The following is a 17,471-nucleotide window of genomic DNA, read 5'->3' on the forward strand; positions in this document are numbered from 1 at the left end:
GCAAATGCCCTGATTTTTAGAGTGAAGGGAATGGAATGAACATGCAAGGAAGAGTGAAATGGTTCAATGCAGAAAAGGGATTTGGGTTTATTGAGCGTGAAGATGGTGACGATGTATTTGTCCATTTTTCTGCTATTCAACAAGATGGGTATAAGTCATTGGAAGAAGGGCAACAAGTAGAGTTTGACATTGTAGATGGAGCACGTGGACCACAAGCAGCTAATGTTGTGAAACTGTAGGGTATATTGTTTTGGGAAGAGAAAGCTGCGTTTGTGGCAACGTTATATATATGTAGTAGAACCTCTTGTTTTTCGCAAGGGGTTTTTGTTATAGGGTAAGTTGTCAAAAAGTTGTTTCTTTTCTGTAACGAATTGTCCACAGAAATATTCGTTATTCACGATGTTAATAGGATAAAATAAAGATAGAAACGATGCATCTTTTCATTTCAACAAAAAACGATAAAAAAATCGCAATTCCACTAATTTTTTTAAAAAAGTTAGAAGGAGTTTTTAAGCCAATGTCGAAATTATAGTACATAGGCTTGAAAGGAGGAATTCATCTATGAAATTCAACATTCGTGGTGAAAATATTGAAGTAACTCCAGCATTAAAGGAATATGTAGAGAAAAAACTAAGTAAGTTAGAGCGTTATTTTGATACATTCCCAGAGATTAAAGTTAATTTAAAAGTATACTCTGACAAGCAACGTGTCGAGGTAACAATTCCATTTACTGATTTATTACTTCGTGCAGAAGAAACTAATAGCGATATGTACGCTGCTATCGATTTAGTAGTTGATAAAATTGAGCGACAAATTCGTAAACATAAAACAAAAGTAAATCGTAAGTTACGTGAGAAAGGTTCTATAAAAACGAACTTTATCCTTCCAGAAGCAGTAGCTGTTTTGGATGAGGTAGAAGAAGATGAATTAGAACTTGTACGTACAAAACGATTCGATTTAAAACCGATGGACGTTGAAGAGGCAATCCTACAAATGGATATGCTAGGACATAATTTCTTCGTCTTCACAAATGCTGATACAAACGAAACTAATGTTGTATATGGCCGTAAAGATGGGAAGTACGGTTTAATCGAAACTAAATAATAATTCGAAAGCGTAGCCGAAATGGCTGCGCTTTTTTTGTATTGAGATTTTGAATGTGATTATCTCCATAAGTATGTACTTGTTAGGAGTATACTAATTTTGTTTAATTTAGCAATATTTTATAATTGTAAATAAAATATTAAGTTTTCTGGAATCAATTGATAGTGTATTTTGCTTTTGTTATCTTAAAATTGCATTATATAGATTTACTTTGTTTCTTTAGTAAAAAAATAAAATCAATATAATGCTACAAATTATCGGAGGTGCTTTTAGTGAGCATTAAGAAAAAAAGTCGTTTTATGTTTGGATCTGTTTTATCGTTAGGTATTTTAGCTAGTACTTTTGCTTTAATCGAACCTGCTAAGGCTGATACAAAGGATGATCATGTAGAATTTACCTTTAGACTTTGGAATGCATATGATTTTACTAATGCACGTCCTAAAGAGACACCTACTTCTATGTATATGCGTGTAAAGAGTAGTGAGAAGGGCGGTGGTTCTTTTAACGTTTGGACAGAAGCTGATAAAAATAAATGAGGTTTCTTTCAAAATATATTTTAGTTTGTTTTTTTATATTGAGTATTAGTTTCTTAGTTTCTTGTCAAAAGAAAGTAGATGAACCGATTGTAAATATTGAAGATACTTTAACGGAAAAAGATAATTTGAAAAGTATTCAGTTACAAGAAATTAAGAAAAATACTATTGTTGAACAAGTGTTTTTGAAAAGTGAAAATGGTGATGATTTCTTTCAAGGTCAAATAGAAAGAAATGATAGCTTAATAGAGGATAAGCTTTCAAATAAAAAATTAAAGTCAGGAGTGATACCAGAAAATTATTATGTTTTTTTAACGGGTGTGACGAATAAGAAAAAACCAACGTATCTTTTGGGACGGATTGAACAAATTGATGGAAAAATAATTCAGTGGAAACAAGAAGTTAAGAGTGTAAAAAGAAAAGGTACAAATGATGTTTATCAGTATGAAGTTGAGTTTCCTAAATTTGAAGGAGAGAGAGCAAATGTTTCTTTTCGTTACATTTGGTTAAATAAAGAAAATAAATGTTATGGTGTTGCGGATCAACTGTTCATATTAAAAAAGATTTAAATTTCATTAATGGTTTATGGAGGAGTTGTAGATGAGTTACTTTTTAGGAAGGATTTTAAAAGGTAGGATGTTTTGGTTGTCTGTATTTATTATGTTAGTAATTGTCATTGCTCAATATATTGCTATGTTTGTGACAACTAAAGGATTTAATGATGCTGGGATTATAAAGGTATCTCCATATTTATCTAACATTTTACATTTTAATAGATTACCATTTTATAGTGAATTTTATCTACTTATATTTCCTATGATTTCTGCAATGGCTGTAGCTGGGATTTATAGAATTGATAAAAATTATGGATTTATTTATCCTGTCATTTCTAAGATGGGAACGCGTCATTATTTTAGATTACTTTATTGTATTAATTTTATAGTATCTTTTTTTATTATAAGTGTCCCTTTACTATTTCATTTTTATTTATATGCGATGACTTATCCGACAGTTGCTCCGCATCCGATATTAAATTATATGGCGGCTACTGTTTCACCAACAGCTCAATTTAATACGGTTTATTATGAGTATCCTACTTTATATTTTCTAATGTATGTATTTTTAAATAGTTTATACGGTGCAGTTTTTTCGAGTTTAGCTTTATCAGTTTCGTTTTTTATAAAACGAGTTTATTTTGTTTATTTAGTTCCATTTATTTTACATATTTTTTGGCTTGGTATTGGAAAAGGGATTCTCAATCCTAAAGATTATTTAATTAAAGATTTTGGCTTTTTTGAATTACAAATTTTTCTTAGTGTACTGTTATGTATTTGGTTTTGTTCTGTAGTTCTTTATTTACGGGGGAGTAGGAAGCATGTTCTTTTATAATGTTATGAAAGAAACTATAAGGATGAAATATGTTTGGTTAAGTATTCTCTTTTTACTTAATGTCAGTATCATTGGTTGTTTGTTCAATTATTTTGAAACCGGAATTATAAAAGAGAAAATGAACGAATTGGAAGTTTTGTATAAGGTTATGTCGTTTTATAATTTATCGACTATATTTATTCCCTTAACTATCGTTTTTTCTGTATATTCTATGTCGAATTTTTTTAGTATTTATGTTGTTTACAGAGTGAATAATGCATTGAAATTAGTTTCCATATATTATTTGAAGCTATTTGTTTTTGTTTACTTTTTTGCTGGGAGTATGATTTTACAGTTGTTTTTGATGTCAAATATGATGGCTGTAACTAGTGTTGATGTAAATTATCCATTATTATTTTGCATTCAATTATTTGCGAGTGTTTTTATATGTATGATAAGTGCTTTATTGCAATTATTTTTACCTAGTTTACTTGTAATAATATGTATGATTACTGCTGTTTTATTAGATAGATTTATATTACATGGATTTTTATTTACAAATGCTTTTTATATAAATGTCTTTGAAGATGCTACTGGTATATGTATACGCTTATTTGTCTGTCTTTTTATCTTTTTTATAAGTGTATGGATTTTATCTAAAAAAAGTTATATTTCTATGAATGATGAGACAGAGGTGATCTAGTTTACATTATGATCTTATATTATTTGTTAAAAAGAGATTTACATGTAAGGTTTCGAGATTCCATCAAGATAATGGCTTTTTTATTCTTAATTTACGCTATTATTGCAATTGCTTTTTTATACAATCAGCCTCTTAGTAATGCTAAAGAATCTGTATTAGTAGATGTTACCTTTTATCGATTTTTTCATGGAGTAGACTTTGTGGATTTATCTTATTTTTATAAGGAGGGGCGATTTTCTATTCCTTTTTATTGGATATTCTTTCAAATCACTCCTTTGTTGCTTGTAGGCAATTTTGCTTTTTCAGATATTCAACAGAATGGTGTTTATTTATTTCCTCGTGTTAAGAAGAAGCATTTTCTGTGGTTAACGAAAATGCTATCTTTGTTTTTTTACATAGTTTGTATTTGGGTTGTTATGTATTTTATTTGGTTTACGGTGTACTATTTGCTTACTTTTGGCGAGAGTTCTTTATATAGTCAATTTTCTTATAAAATATTAGGTACTATGCTAATTCAAATAATTATAAGTTTTTTATTAGCTTTGATTTTTGAGTTTTTAACTTTTTATATACCGATAACTATTGTTTTTGTACTAATGTTGTTGTACCTATTTTTGTCTATTTTCTTTCATAGTATTTATTTTTTAGGCTCTTTTGTTATGCCAAATCGTTGGTATTTTGTTGATCACAGTTCAATTCAATTGACTTTAGGTAATAATCAATCTATTCAATGGAATGATTTACTCCTAATAGGGGTAGTAATTGTTGTTGTAATGATTTTATTAGGTAGTTTTTGTTTTAAAAAACTAGATGTGATAGGTGAATAATTTATGGACAATTATATTAAATGTGAATGTATGACGAAAAGATTAAAAGGAAATGTTGTGTTAGATAATATTAATTTGTCAGTAAAAAAAGGCGAATTTTTAGTTTTGAAGGGGCATAATGGCTCTGGTAAAACGATGATTTTACGCGCTATCTCAGGGTTAATGCGTTTGAAATCTGGAGTTGTTTATATAGATAATGAAATAATTGGAAAACAAAAGCAATTTCCTGATTCTATGGGAATATTGATTGAATATCCAAGTTTTATTCCAGGGTATACTGGTTTTCAGAACTTGAAATTTTTATCATCGATTAACAATAAAATCTCCGATGAGGAGATTTATAATATTATTCAAAGGGTTGGGCTTGATAAAACAGATAAGAGAAAGTATAAAAGATACTCTTTAGGTATGAAACAACGTTTAGGGATGGCGCAAGCTTTAATGGAACAACCCAAATTACTGTTATTAGACGAGCCAACTAATGCTTTAGATAGTGATGGGATAAAAGATGTTTTAGATATTTTGAAAGTAGAAAAAGCCAAGGGAACGACTATTGTTGTAGCCAGTCATGATTTGCATGTTCTAGATAATGAAATGGTAGATCGTATTGTACATGTTAATAATGGAAAGTTGGTAGATTAAGAGTGACGAGAAAACATATCTTAATAAGTATTGGATTGTGTCTGTTGCTATGTATATTTGCTAGTTTATTAAGATTTAAAACATTAAATCTTAATAATGAATCTTATAAAGTGGTAAAAGATGAGTTTTTATCTAATAGAACTTTTGAAGATGGGCAAGGAGTTACGTTTCATGCACTTAATCCTCTTGATCCTACAAAAGTTTATGATCCCTATGAAGACCGTGAAGTAGTGACGTATGTTTTACCTTTAGATATTACAAATACAACAAATCGAGATATTAACTTGCTTAGTAATAAGTCTATTTCCGATACAATGTTTTATTCTAAAATAGGTGAGTTTTATAATTTAATCCCTTATTCAATGGAATTACCTAAAAAATATCAGTTTGATCCTGTAATACCTGCTGGTAAAACAGTACGAGGGTATATAGGGACAAATTATTTTATAGGAGATGACCCTTATAAAAATTATAAAAACTTTTCAAATGAATCAACTAAAGTGAAATTCATTTCGTGTATAAAAGATAAGGAAGGGAAATATCATGAATTAGAAATACCGATAAATTAATAAAATTTATGATTGATACAGCTATATTTTAATGTTGTTTGTAGATCTTGCAACATAACAATATCTTTTAAAGTCGGAGTTTTTTTGTAGGTGTAAGTATCTATGGATGCTACACCTGCGAAGTTTCCGGCTTTTTGTAATTGTTGATTTAGATTTTATTAAGGAATTTTTGGTAGTCATATTCTTTAAAAGGAAACTTGAAAGAATATGACTTAGATTTAATACGAAATTTGTAACGTGAAATTGAAATATCGAGACAGAGAAAAGGAACGTAACAAATGAAATAAAAACTTTTTCTGAATATGAGGCCCGACATCTTGCCGATTGTTGTCATAGTTATAAGACAAGTGTTACAATTATCATTAGGTATATACATTTTAGTTTTTTTAATTAGGAGAAAAATTGGCATAACATACATTTGATTTTTATAACGACTGATTGTAATAGAGAAAAAGAAAAACAATCGGAAGTTTTATTTTAATAAAAAGAGGAGCGTATTTCCTATGATCGGTATTTTAAAAAAGGTGTTTGATGTAAATCAACGCCAAATTAAACGTATGCAAAAGACAGTTGAGCAAATTGATGCATTAGAGTCATCTATTAAGCCACTAACTGATGAACAATTAAAAGGAAAGACGCTTGAATTTAAAGAACGTCTAACAAAAGGTGAAACAGTAGATGATTTACTACCTGAAGCTTTTGCAGTTGTTCGCGAAGCGGCAACTCGTGTTCTTGGAATGCGTCCATATGGCGTACAGTTAATGGGTGGTATTGCCTTACATGAAGGGAATATTTCTGAGATGAAAACGGGTGAAGGTAAAACGTTAACATCTACATTACCTGTATATTTAAATGCTTTAACAGGAAAAGGTGTTCACGTTGTTACAGTCAATGAATATTTAGCACAACGTGATGCGAGCGAAATGGGACAACTTCATGAGTTCCTTGGCTTAACGGTAGGAATTAACTTAAATAGTATGTCACGCGAAGAGAAACAAGAGGCTTATGCTGCTGATATTACGTATAGCACAAATAATGAGCTTGGATTCGATTACTTACGTGATAATATGGTTTTATATAAAGAGCAGTGCGTTCAACGTCCACTTCACTTTGCTATTATCGATGAAGTCGATTCTATTTTAGTCGATGAAGCACGTACGCCGCTTATTATTTCAGGACAAGCTCAAAAATCAACAGAGCTATACATGTTTGCAAATGCATTTGTTCGTACGTTAGAAAATGAAAAAGATTATTCATTTGATGTGAAAACGAAAAATGTAATGCTAACAGAAGATGGTATTACGAAAGCAGAGAAAGCTTTCCATATTGAAAACTTATTCGATTTAAAACATGTAGCACTTCTTCACCATATTAATCAGGGGCTTCGTGCACACGTTGTTATGCATCGTGATACAGATTATGTTGTACAAGAAGGCGAAATCGTAATTGTAGACCAATTCACTGGTCGTCTTATGAAAGGTCGTCGTTATAGCGAAGGATTACACCAAGCGATCGAAGCAAAAGAAGGTGTAGAAATTCAAAATGAAAGCATGACGCTTGCAACAATTACATTCCAGAACTACTTCCGTATGTATGAAAAATTATCTGGTATGACTGGTACAGCGAAAACAGAGGAAGAGGAATTCCGTAACATTTACAATATGAACGTTATTGTAATTCCGACAAACAAACCGATTATTCGTGATGATCGTGCCGATTTAATCTTTAAATCAATGGAAGGTAAGTTCAATGCTGTTGTTGAGGATATTGTAAATCGTCATAAAAAAGGACAACCTGTTCTTGTAGGTACAGTTGCAATTGAAACTTCAGAGCTTATTTCAAAAATGTTAACGCGTAAAGGTGTACGTCATAACATCTTAAATGCGAAAAACCATGCTCGTGAAGCAGATATCATTGCAGAGGCTGGTATTAAAGGTGCTGTAACAATCGCGACGAACATGGCAGGTCGTGGTACAGATATTAAGCTTGGAGACGATGTGAAAAACGTTGGTTTAGCAGTTATCGGTACAGAGCGTCACGAAAGTCGTCGTATTGATAATCAGTTACGTGGTCGTGCTGGTCGTCAAGGGGACCCTGGTGTTACGCAGTTCTACTTATCGATGGAAGATGAATTAATGCGCCGATTTGGTTCAGATAATATGAAAGCAATGATGGACCGCCTTGGTATGGATGATTCTCAGCCGATTGAAAGTAAAATGGTTTCTCGTGCGGTAGAATCTGCACAAAAACGTGTTGAAGGAAATAACTATGATGCACGTAAGCAGTTACTGCAATATGATGATGTACTTCGTCAGCAACGTGAAGTTATTTACAAACAGCGTCAAGAGGTAATGGAGTCTGACAACTTACGCGGCATTATTGAAGGTATGATGAAATCTACAGTAGAACGTGCTGTTGCTCTTCATACACAAGAGGAAATTGAAGAAGATTGGAACATTAAAGGTCTTGTTGACTACTTAAATACAAACCTTCTTCAAGACGGAGATGTAAAAGAAGAAGAATTACGTCGCCTTGCTCCTGAGGAAATGAGCGAGCCAATTATTGCGAAATTAATTGAGCGATACAATGAAAAAGAAAAGCTTATGCCAGAAGAGCAAATGCGTGAGTTTGAGAAGGTTGTTGTATTCCGCGTTGTAGATACGAAATGGACAGAGCATATTGATGCGATGGATCACCTTCGTGAAGGTATTCATTTACGTGCTTACGGTCAAATCGATCCACTTCGTGAGTACCAAATGGAAGGATTCGCGATGTTCGAGTCAATGGTTGCTTCTATTGAAGAGGAAATTTCTCGTTACATTATGAAAGCTGAAATTGAACAAAACTTAGAACGTCAAGAAGTTGTTCAAGGTGAAGCTGTTCATCCTTCTAGCGATGGCGAAGAAGCAAAGAAAAAGCCAGTTGTAAAAGGTGACCAAGTGGGCCGCAACGATTTATGTAAATGTGGTAGCGGTAAAAAATATAAAAACTGCTGTGGTATCGTTCAGTAATATAGGACGGTAGCTTAGGCTGTTTTGCAAACTTTTATATCAAAAATGTATAATTAAGAAGGATTAAACTCTCTCCGTAATAAGTGGAGAGAGTTTCCCTTGTTTTCATACGAAAGTAACAGCAATTACATAGAGGTGAAGGAAATGGAATTAGTAGAAATTAGACAGGAATTAGAGAAAATGGCTAAGCGATTAGCGGCTTTTAGGGGGTCTCTTTGACCTCCCTACTAAGGAGAAACAAATTGCAGAATTAGAAGAGAAAATGATGGGCGCAGGATTTTGGGATGACCAACAAGGCGCACAAGCTGTAATTAATGAAGCGAATGCGTTAAAAGATATGGTTGGAAAGTTCCGTCAGTTAGATGAGACGTTCGAAAATTTAGAAATCACGCATGAGCTTTTAAAAGAAGAGTATGATGAAGATTTACATGAGGAATTAGAATCAGAAGTAAAAGGCTTAATTCAAGAAATGAATGAGTATGAGCTTCAGTTACTATTAAGTGATCCTTATGATAAAAATAATGCGATTTTAGAATTACATCCAGGTGCAGGTGGAACTGAGTCACAAGACTGGGGTTCTATGCTATTACGTATGTACACACGCTGGGCTGAAAAACGCGGATTCAAAGTAGAAACGGTTGACTATTTACCAGGTGATGAAGCTGGTATTAAGAGTGTAACTTTATTAATTAAAGGTCATAACGCTTACGGTTACTTAAAAGCAGAGAAAGGTGTACATCGTCTTGTACGTATTTCACCATTCGATTCTTCAGGGCGTCGTCATACATCATTCGTATCTTGTGAAGTTGTACCAGAGTTCAATGATGAAGTTGAAATCGAAGTACGTACAGAAGATTTAAAAATTGATACGTACCGAGCAAGTGGAGCTGGTGGACAGCACGTAAATACGACAGATTCAGCAGTTCGTATTACACATACACCGACAAATACGGTTGTAACATGTCAGTCGGAGCGTTCTCAAATTAAAAACCGTGAGCATGCGATGAAAATGTTAAAAGCGAAATTATATCAAAAGAAACTAGAAGAGCAACAAGCAGAATTAGATGAAATTCGCGGAGAGCAAAAAGAAATCGGATGGGGTAGCCAAATCCGTTCTTACGTATTCCACCCGTATTCTCTTGTAAAAGACCATCGTACAAATACGGAGGTTGGTAACGTACAAGCTGTTATGGATGGAGAGATTGATCCATTTATTGATGCTTACTTACGTTCTCGCATCTAATAAGCGAAAAAAAGCCAACGAAATTGTTGGCGCATGCTGAGGACAATAGAGGATATAAAGAATTTGATTTTATTTTTATAGATGAAGTAAAGAGGAAGAGAAGTTGGAAACGACAACTTCTCTTTTTGATGGGATTATATGTAGATTACAATGCTGTATATTGTTTTGTAAAAAGTAGAGAATAGTAAAATAGAGCGGTAATATGGTAAAGATTTATATAGAACTTTTCTAATTTTCCTTTTAAAAAGGATGCTTTATAGAAGTTTTTTTAGTTGTTCACAGAATTGAAACAACTTATGAAAGCTTTATTTTATCAAGGTTCTCACTGTATTTTTGAGGAATATGAAATACACCTTAGTTTTTCTATATAAAGATAATGCTTATAATGAAAATGAGTGTGTTAGGAATAAAAAGAATATCAACAATGGGGAGCGATAGAAGTGAAAAAGAAATTGTTGGCTATTGCGCTAGGGACATCGGTTGTTTTTGCTTTAGGAGCATGCGGAAATAAAGAAGAGAGTAAGTCTTCGAAACAGTCTGCAAGCACAGACAGCGCAGAACAAATTTTCCAAAGAAGTTGTGCGGGATGTCACGCAACAGATTTATCAGGGGCAACGGGACCTGATTTAAGAAAAGTAGGCGGTAAGTACGACGCTGCAGATATCGAAGAGATTATTAAAAAAGGCCGCGGTTCAATGTCACCAGGACTTATTCAAGGTGAAGATGCGAAAAAAGTGTCTGAATGGTTAGCTGAACATAAATAAAAAAGGTGAAATGGACGAGTTGATAATATAGTCAACTCGTTTTCCTTTTTTCTGGTATGTAACATAACTGTAACAAAAATGTATCCAAATTGGAAACCGTTTGATGTTACAATGGGGTTTGTAGAATTTTGCTGAAATATATTACATAGAGTGGTATTGCTTATGAGAAAGCATAAGTAAACTATCTTCAACAAGGATGACTAAATGAAAATGAAGGATGTCTTTTGTTTTCAGATGTACAGAAAAGTATTTCGAAAAAAATCATTAAGTATTGGGTGATAAATAATGATAAAAATGACGAATGTTTATAAGGAGTACCCGAATGGTATGAAAGCCATTGCTGGTCTTACAGTTAACATTAAACAAGGTGAATTCGTATACGTAGTTGGACCGAGTGGAGCCGGAAAATCTACATTTATTAAAATGATGTATCGTGAAGAGAAACCATCTACAGGATCTATTAATGTAAATGGACTTACTATCGAAACATTGGCAGAAAGAGATGTTCCGTATTTCCGTCGTCAATTAGGCGTGATTTTCCAAGATTTCAAATTGCTACCTAAATTAACGGTATATGAGAATGTTTCGTTTGCTTTAGAAGTAATTGAAGAAGAACCGGATGCAATTCGTGAGCGTGTAACAGAAGTTCTAGGTCTTGTAGGCCTTGAAGATCGTGCAGACGCACTTCCAAGTGAGCTTTCGGGCGGGGAGCAACAACGTGTGGCTATTGCAAGAGCAATTGTAAATAGACCAAAGGTTGTAATTGCCGATGAGCCAACAGGTAACTTAGATATTGAAACAGCTCTTGATATTATGAATATTTTTACTCGCATTAATGAGCGCGGCACAACGATTGTTATGGCGACGCATAATGCAGATATCGTAAATACAATCCGTCATCGTGTAATCGCGATTGAAGGCGGAAAAATTGTTCGAGATGAGATTGAGGGAGGATACGGATATGAAGGCTAAGACCCTTAGTCGACATTTGCGAGAAGGTGTAAAGAATCTATCACGTAACGGATGGATGACATTTGCTTCTGTTAGTGCAGTAACAGTTACATTATTACTTGTAGGTGTCTTTTTAACAGCGATTATGAATATGAACCATTTTGCGACGAAAGTAGAGCAAGATGTAGAGATTCGTGTACACATTGATCCAGCTGCAAAAGAAGCGGATCAAAAGAAATTAGAAGAAGATATGAGTAAGATTGCAAAAGTAGATTCTATTAAATATTCTTCTAAAGAAGAAGAGTTAAAACGTTTAATTAAAAGCTTAGGTGATAGTGGAAAAACGTTTGAGTTATTTGAACAAGATAACCCACTTAAAAACGTATTCGTTGTAAAAGCGAAAGAACCAACCGATACAGCGACAATCGCGAAGAAGGTTGAAAAAATGCAGTTTGTTAGTAATGTTCAGTACGGAAAAGGGCAAGTTGAACGATTATTTGATACTGTAAAAACTGGTCGTAACATTGGGATTGCGTTAATTGCTGGTCTTTTATTCACAGCGATGTTCTTAATCTCTAATACAATTAAAATTACAATTTATGCTCGTAGTACAGAAATTGAAATTATGAAACTTGTTGGTGCAACAAACTGGTTTATTCGTTGGCCATTCTTGCTAGAGGGATTATTCTTAGGAGTATTAGGATCAATTATTCCAATTGGCCTAATTCTAATTACGTATAATTCGTTGCAAGGTGTGTTTAATGAAAAACTTGGCGGAACAATTTTCGAGCTTCTACCATACAGTCCATTCGTATTCCAATTAGCTGGTTTACTAGTGTTAATCGGTGCTTTAATCGGTATGTGGGGAAGTGTAATGTCAATTCGTCGCTTCTTAAAAGTATAAAAAGTTGCAAACATAATTCGTACAAGCTTATCATATAGTAGAAATAGGTAAAGGCATCACACACTGTGTGATGCCTTTTGCTACACCACCTGTGTGTTTTGGAAAGGGGAATTCCGCATTGAAACGTAGAGTTGCAATTATTGGAATGGTTGTTGCATTTTTAATTGGTGCTGGCGGAATGTTTGCAGGCATGTCTGTATTTGGGGTTAACCCATCAGAAGTAACGCAAACAATTTCGAGTGGGAATACTAGCACTGCGCAAGGGAATTTGGCAAAAATTAATGAGGCGTATGCACTAATTGATTCACGTTATGTGGAAGACGTGAAAGATGAAAAGTTAGTTGAAGGTGCAATACAAGGTATGTTGTCTACGCTGAAGGACCCTTATTCCACGTATATGGATAAAGAAACAGCCAAACAGTTTAGTGAATCGCTTGATCCCGAATTAGAGGGGATTGGGGCTGAGGTGAACAAGACGGACGGTAAGCTTATTATCGTATCGCCAATTAAAGGTTCACCAGCAGAAAAGATAGGAATTAAACCGAATGACCAAATTTTATCTGTAGATGGAAACAGTGTGAAAGACTTATCACGTGAAGAAGCAGTATTAAAAATTCGTGGTAAAAAGGGAACGACTGTCGCAATTGAAATTAAACGTGCGGGAGTAGCTGATCCGATTGTATTTAAAATTAAGCGTGAAAAGATTCCGATCTTTACAGTGTTTAGTTCTGTGAAGCAAGAGAGCGGAAAAGATATCGGTTATATGCAAATCACTTCTTTTGCTGAAAATACAGCGAAAGAATTTAAGGATCAGTTAAAAGAGTTAGAGAAGAAAAATATAAAAGGCTTAGTTATTGACGTGCGTGGTAATCCTGGTGGCTACTTAAATAGTGTAGAAGATATACTAGGGGAAATTATGACGAATAAAAAGCCGATGCTACAAGTAGAGCAGCGAAATGGTGAGAAGAAGAAATTCTCTACGGAACTGAAAGAGAGAAAACCATATCCAATTTCAGTATTAATTGATAATGGCAGTGCTTCTGCTTCAGAGATTTTAGCGGGTGCGCTAAAAGAAGGAGAAGGATACGATTTAATTGGTGAAAAGACATTTGGTAAAGGTACTGTCCAGCAAGCTGTTCCATTTAAAGACGGCAGCAACATTAAATTAACGATGTTTAAATGGTTAACGCCGGATGGGAACTGGATTCATAAAAAAGGAATCGCGCCAACAGTAGAAGTGAAGCAACCAAATTATTATCATGCGACACCAATTCAAATTGAAAAAACACTTTCATACAATTCAAATGATGTACAAGTAAAACATGCTCAGGAAATGCTTAAGAGCTTAGGTTATGTACCAGGTCGTGAAGATGGATACTTTAGTAAAGAGACAGAATCGGCTCTGAAAGCATTCCAAAATGCAAATGAAATGGAAGCGACAGGACAGCTTGATAAAAAGACAGCTGAAGCGATTCAAACTAAAATTATCGAAAAAATCCGTTCTGGAGAAAATGATCTACAATTACAGTCAGCATTAAAATTAATGGCAAAATAAGAAGAAATACAGGCAGTTTGCTGCCTGTATTTTTTTGTGTTAAACAAACGTTTGTTTAGTTATGATAATATAAAAAGAAAGAATGATATAAATGGTGGTGAATGAGTTCGTGGAGGCGTGGATTTTTGAAATAATGCGGGCAGTTGGACGTTTTTTCTTACACCCTGCTGTCTATATATTTGTAATAAGTAGTATCTTCGTTGGATACTTACGTATGTTAAGAGAACGAAAAGATTTTTCTTTTAAAGTTTATGATATTTGGTTTGAACTGCGAACCTCTCTATTTGCAGGGATTGGATACGGATTAGTAGTATCTATTATTACGATTGGGCTTGGACTTGTTGTTTCTAAAGCAAGCTTATGGGCCATTTTAATTTGGACGTTACTATTTGGATTAACGGCTATGTATCGATATTTATCGGCGGCTTATACATTTAGCATTGCGATTGTATGTGTTCTATTATCTTCTAAGCTACCAGTTTCCTTTTTACAGCTTCGAGAAGGTGAAGAGAGTACCATTGTATCCCTTGTTATTTTACTAGGCGTTATGCTTATTGTAGAAGGCTTATTGATTTCTAAAAACGCAGTAGGATATTCGACGCCGAGGATTAGGCAGGGAAAGCGTGGATTAAAGATTGGTTTACACGAATCAAAGCGTTTATGGATCGTTCCTATTTTTATTCTTGTACCGGGTGATGCGGTAACGCAGTTTATTTCATGGTGGCCTGTCGTTTCAATAGGTTCAAATACATATTCTCTATTCCTCATTCCATTTTTAATTGGATTTATGAGAAATATTAAAAGTTATGAGCCGACGGAAGCTTTATTATTTACAGGAAGACGGGTTTATGGGTTAGCAGGACTTGTGCTCGTTTTAGGAATCGCAAGTTACTGGTGGCACGTACTTGCAATTATCGCGATGGGAGTCGCTATGCTTGGGCGTTTCACAATTTCGATGCAAGAAAAAATTGCCGATGAAACAAGACCAGCGTATTTTGCTGCACGCAATGATGGGCTCGTTGTACTAGATACAATTCCAAATACAATTGGAGCAGAGCTGAAATTACTGCCTGGAGAAATTATTACGAAAGTAAATGGAGTCATTCCAAAAAGCGCCGAGGAATTTTATGATGCGCTTCAAACGAAGACGACAGGAGCATTTTGTAAATTAGAAGTATTAGATACAAATGGTGAGCTTCGTCTTGCACAAACTGCATTATATGCTGGTGGACATCACGAATTAGGTATTGTATTCGTTGAACAGGAGCATGAGTGGGATTCAGAAGCGATGTAATAGAAGGAAAGGTATCACCTTGTGGTGGTACCTTTTTTGTTTTTGGGGGATGGGAGAGTAGTTAGTAAATGAAATTTATATCGGCGGTTTTGCAAATATATCAGCGCAACTCGAAATATATCGGCGATTATTCGAATATATCGACTTTCCAGCAAAAAACGACAACTATCGCAAAGCTTATTTTCAGTTTCATAGACGGATAACTTGAATAATTATTTGATAATGGTTATCATTTAGGGAGTCTTTTTAATTTTGGAAAATGGAGGTAAGATATGCTGCGTAAATTTTTCTCGTACTATAAACCGTATAAAGGTTTATTTATACTCGACTTTTCTTGTGCGGTTGTCGCAGGATTATTAGAACTCGGCTTCCCGCTTATCGTAAATCAATTTATTGATAAGTTATTGCCAGGGCAAAACTGGACGCTTATTTTATGGGCTTGTTTCGGTTTACTCGCAGTTTATATGTTAAATGCAGGCTTACAATATGTCGTTACATATTGGGGACATATGCTTGGTGTTAACATTGAAACAGATATGAGGCAGAAATTATTTGATCATATTCAAAAGCTATCATTCAGATTTTTTGATAATAATAAAACAGGTCATTTAATTTCACGCCTTACAAACGATTTAATGGAAATTGGGGAAATTGCTCACCATGGACCAGAAGATTTATTTATCGCCGTAATGACTTTAGTTGGGGCATTCTCATTTATGATGATGATCAACTGGAAGTTAGCGTTATTAACGTTCTTCGTCATTCCATTCCTATTATGGTTAGCGCTGTACTTCAATAAAAAAATGACAGGTACATTTAGACGTTTATTCTCAGATGTTGCTGATTTCAATGCATGTATTGAGAACAACGTTGGTGGTATTCGCGTTGTACAAGCATTCGGAAATGAAAAGTTTGAGAAAGAGCAATTTGCTGTGAACAACGCTCGTTTCCGTACAACGAAATTAATGGCGTATAAAATTATGGCGTTAAATTCGTCGATTAGTTATATGCTCATGCGTCTCGTAACGCTCTTCGTCTTAATATGCGGTACATGGTTTGTTCTGCAAGGAGAATTAACGTACGGTGGATTTATCGGATTCGTTCTATTAACGAATATTTTCTTCCGCCCAATTGAAAAAATTAACGCGGTAATCGAAAGCTATCCAAAAGGAATCGCCGGTTTTAAAAGATATGTAGAGCTTCTTGAAACAGAGCCTGACATTGTAGACTCTAAAGATGCAATGGAAGTGAAGCATGTACACGGTGATATTCAATATAACAACATTACGTTTGGATATGAAAACAAAGAACCGATTTTAAATGACATTAGTTTGAAAATACATGCAGGTGAAACAGTTGCGTTCGTTGGACCATCAGGAGCTGGGAAAACGACGTTATGTAGCCTATTACCACGTTTTTACGAGCAATCATCTGGATCGATTCAAATTGATGGAATTGATACGAAAGATATGACATTATCTTCACTTCGTAAGCAAATTGGAATTGTGCAGCAAGATGTGTTCTTATTCTCAGGAACAATTCGTGAAAATATCGCTTACGGAAATTTAAAAGCATCAGAAGCTGAAATTTGGCAGGCAGTAAAACGTGCGCAGTTAGAAGATTTAATTTACTCACAGCCGGACGGTTTAGATACTGTTATCGGTGAGCGCGGCGTGAAACTTTCAGGTGGGCAAAAGCAGCGTCTAGCGATTGCTCGTATGTTCTTGAAAAACCCGCCAATTTTAATATTGGATGAAGCAACTTCTGCGTTAGATACAGAGACGGAACTTGCGATTCAAAAATCGCTTGCGGAGCTATCTGTTGGTCGTACAACATTAGTTATCGCTCACAGACTAGCAACGATTAAAAATGCAGATCGCATCGTCGTTGTAAATAAAGATGGTATTGCAGAACAAGGTTCACATAATGAATTAATTGAGCAAGGCGGAGGATACAGTAGGTTATACGAAGCTCAGTTTAGTTTGTAAATATAATTTGTACTG

At 34.4% G+C, this 17,471-nt stretch carries 16 protein-coding genes and 2 pseudogenes; 17 read left to right on the forward strand and 1 reads right to left on the reverse strand.

What is annotated here, in order from left to right:
• The first annotated feature begins 41 nt into the window (after window positions 1-41).
• The 9 genes and pseudogenes from cspC (at window position 42) to ACTFO4_RS11615 (ending at window position 5,746) form a co-directional block, all read left to right on the forward strand.
• Window positions 42-239, forward strand: coding sequence for a cold shock protein CspC (gene cspC / locus ACTFO4_RS11575; RefSeq protein ID WP_001990088.1), 198 nt, complete (start codon window positions 42-44; stop codon window positions 237-239).
• Between the two features lie 322 nt (window positions 240-561).
• Window positions 562-1,104: a ribosome hibernation-promoting factor, HPF/YfiA family gene (hpf, locus tag ACTFO4_RS11580; protein WP_000671185.1), complete on the forward strand. Its 543-nt coding sequence runs from the start codon at window positions 562-564 to the stop codon at window positions 1,102-1,104.
• A gap of 272 nt (window positions 1,105-1,376) precedes the next feature.
• Window positions 1,377-1,637 (forward strand): annotated as a pseudogene (locus ACTFO4_RS11585) (hypothetical protein); the annotation flags it as partial.
• Window positions 1,637-2,206: a hypothetical protein gene (locus ACTFO4_RS11590; protein ID WP_048655519.1), complete on the forward strand. Its 570-nt coding sequence runs from the start codon at window positions 1,637-1,639 to the stop codon at window positions 2,204-2,206. The pseudogene ACTFO4_RS11585 and the gene ACTFO4_RS11590, both read left to right, overlap by 1 nt.
• Window positions 2,207-2,237: 31 nt before the next feature.
• Complete coding sequence (locus ACTFO4_RS11595; RefSeq protein WP_000120052.1) at window positions 2,238-3,026, forward strand: hypothetical protein; 789 nt, start codon at window positions 2,238-2,240, stop codon at window positions 3,024-3,026.
• Entirely contained in the window at window positions 3,013-3,708 is a 696-nt protein-coding gene (locus tag ACTFO4_RS11600; protein WP_000466505.1) for a hypothetical protein, read from the forward strand. The genes ACTFO4_RS11595 and ACTFO4_RS11600 overlap by 14 nt, the downstream gene beginning before the upstream one ends.
• A 71-nt stretch (window positions 3,709-3,779) precedes the next feature.
• Window positions 3,780-4,535 carry a hypothetical protein gene (locus tag ACTFO4_RS11605; protein WP_078420904.1) on the forward strand — a complete coding sequence of 252 codons (756 nt, stop codon included), beginning with the start codon at window positions 3,780-3,782 and terminating at the stop codon, window positions 4,533-4,535.
• Between the two features lie 3 nt (window positions 4,536-4,538).
• Entirely contained in the window at window positions 4,539-5,177 is a 639-nt protein-coding gene (locus tag ACTFO4_RS11610) for an ATP-binding cassette domain-containing protein (protein ID WP_078420893.1), read from the forward strand.
• A 41-nt stretch (window positions 5,178-5,218) separates the two neighbouring features.
• On the forward strand, window positions 5,219-5,746 hold the full coding sequence (locus tag ACTFO4_RS11615; RefSeq protein ID WP_033671094.1) for a hypothetical protein: 528 nt from the start codon (window positions 5,219-5,221) through the stop codon (window positions 5,744-5,746).
• Here ACTFO4_RS11615 and ACTFO4_RS11620 read toward each other — a convergent pair.
• A pseudogene (locus ACTFO4_RS11620) lies at window positions 5,743-5,892 on the reverse strand (tyrosine-type recombinase/integrase); the annotation flags it as partial. The gene ACTFO4_RS11615 and the pseudogene ACTFO4_RS11620 sit on opposite strands and share 4 nt — an antisense overlap.
• Window positions 5,893-6,249: 357 nt before the next feature.
• Between ACTFO4_RS11620 and secA the strand changes: the two are divergent.
• The 8 genes from secA (at window position 6,250) to ACTFO4_RS11660 (ending at window position 17,456) form a co-directional block, all read left to right on the forward strand.
• Window positions 6,250-8,757: a preprotein translocase subunit SecA gene (gene secA / locus ACTFO4_RS11625; protein WP_000579385.1), complete on the forward strand. Its 2,508-nt coding sequence runs from the start codon at window positions 6,250-6,252 to the stop codon at window positions 8,755-8,757.
• A gap of 144 nt (window positions 8,758-8,901) precedes the next feature.
• Window positions 8,902-10,000, forward strand: a protein-coding gene (gene prfB / locus ACTFO4_RS11630; RefSeq protein WP_096001716.1) for a peptide chain release factor 2 whose coding sequence is annotated in 2 segments (ribosomal slippage) — window positions 8,902-8,973 and window positions 8,975-10,000 — 1,098 coding nt in all. Because the reading frame shifts where the segments join, the coding sequence is not laid out codon by codon here.
• Window positions 10,001-10,440: 440 nt separating this feature from the next.
• On the forward strand, window positions 10,441-10,764 hold the full coding sequence (cccB, locus tag ACTFO4_RS11635; RefSeq protein WP_000727971.1) for a cytochrome c551: 324 nt from the start codon (window positions 10,441-10,443) through the stop codon (window positions 10,762-10,764).
• Window positions 10,765-11,049: 285 nt separating this feature from the next.
• Window positions 11,050-11,736, forward strand: a complete 687-nt coding sequence (ftsE, locus tag ACTFO4_RS11640; protein WP_000594321.1) for a cell division ATP-binding protein FtsE — start codon at window positions 11,050-11,052, stop codon at window positions 11,734-11,736.
• Complete coding sequence (gene ftsX / locus ACTFO4_RS11645; RefSeq protein ID WP_000645027.1) at window positions 11,726-12,619, forward strand: permease-like cell division protein FtsX; 894 nt, start codon at window positions 11,726-11,728, stop codon at window positions 12,617-12,619. The genes ftsE and ftsX overlap by 11 nt, the downstream gene beginning before the upstream one ends.
• A 118-nt stretch (window positions 12,620-12,737) precedes the next feature.
• Entirely contained in the window at window positions 12,738-14,174 is a 1,437-nt protein-coding gene (locus ACTFO4_RS11650) for a S41 family peptidase (protein WP_440013693.1), read from the forward strand.
• Window positions 14,175-14,265: 91 nt separating this feature from the next.
• Entirely contained in the window at window positions 14,266-15,468 is a 1,203-nt protein-coding gene (locus tag ACTFO4_RS11655) for a PDZ domain-containing protein (RefSeq protein WP_017674302.1), read from the forward strand.
• A gap of 272 nt (window positions 15,469-15,740) precedes the next feature.
• Entirely contained in the window at window positions 15,741-17,456 is a 1,716-nt protein-coding gene (locus tag ACTFO4_RS11660) for an ABC transporter ATP-binding protein (protein ID WP_070757697.1), read from the forward strand.
• Window positions 17,457-17,471 lie beyond the last annotated feature (15 nt).

The sequence above is a fragment of the Bacillus cereus group sp. MYBKT14-1 genome (assembly GCF_051915185.1).
In the GTDB taxonomy this organism is placed as follows: domain Bacteria; phylum Bacillota; class Bacilli; order Bacillales; family Bacillaceae_G; genus Bacillus_A; species Bacillus_A cereus.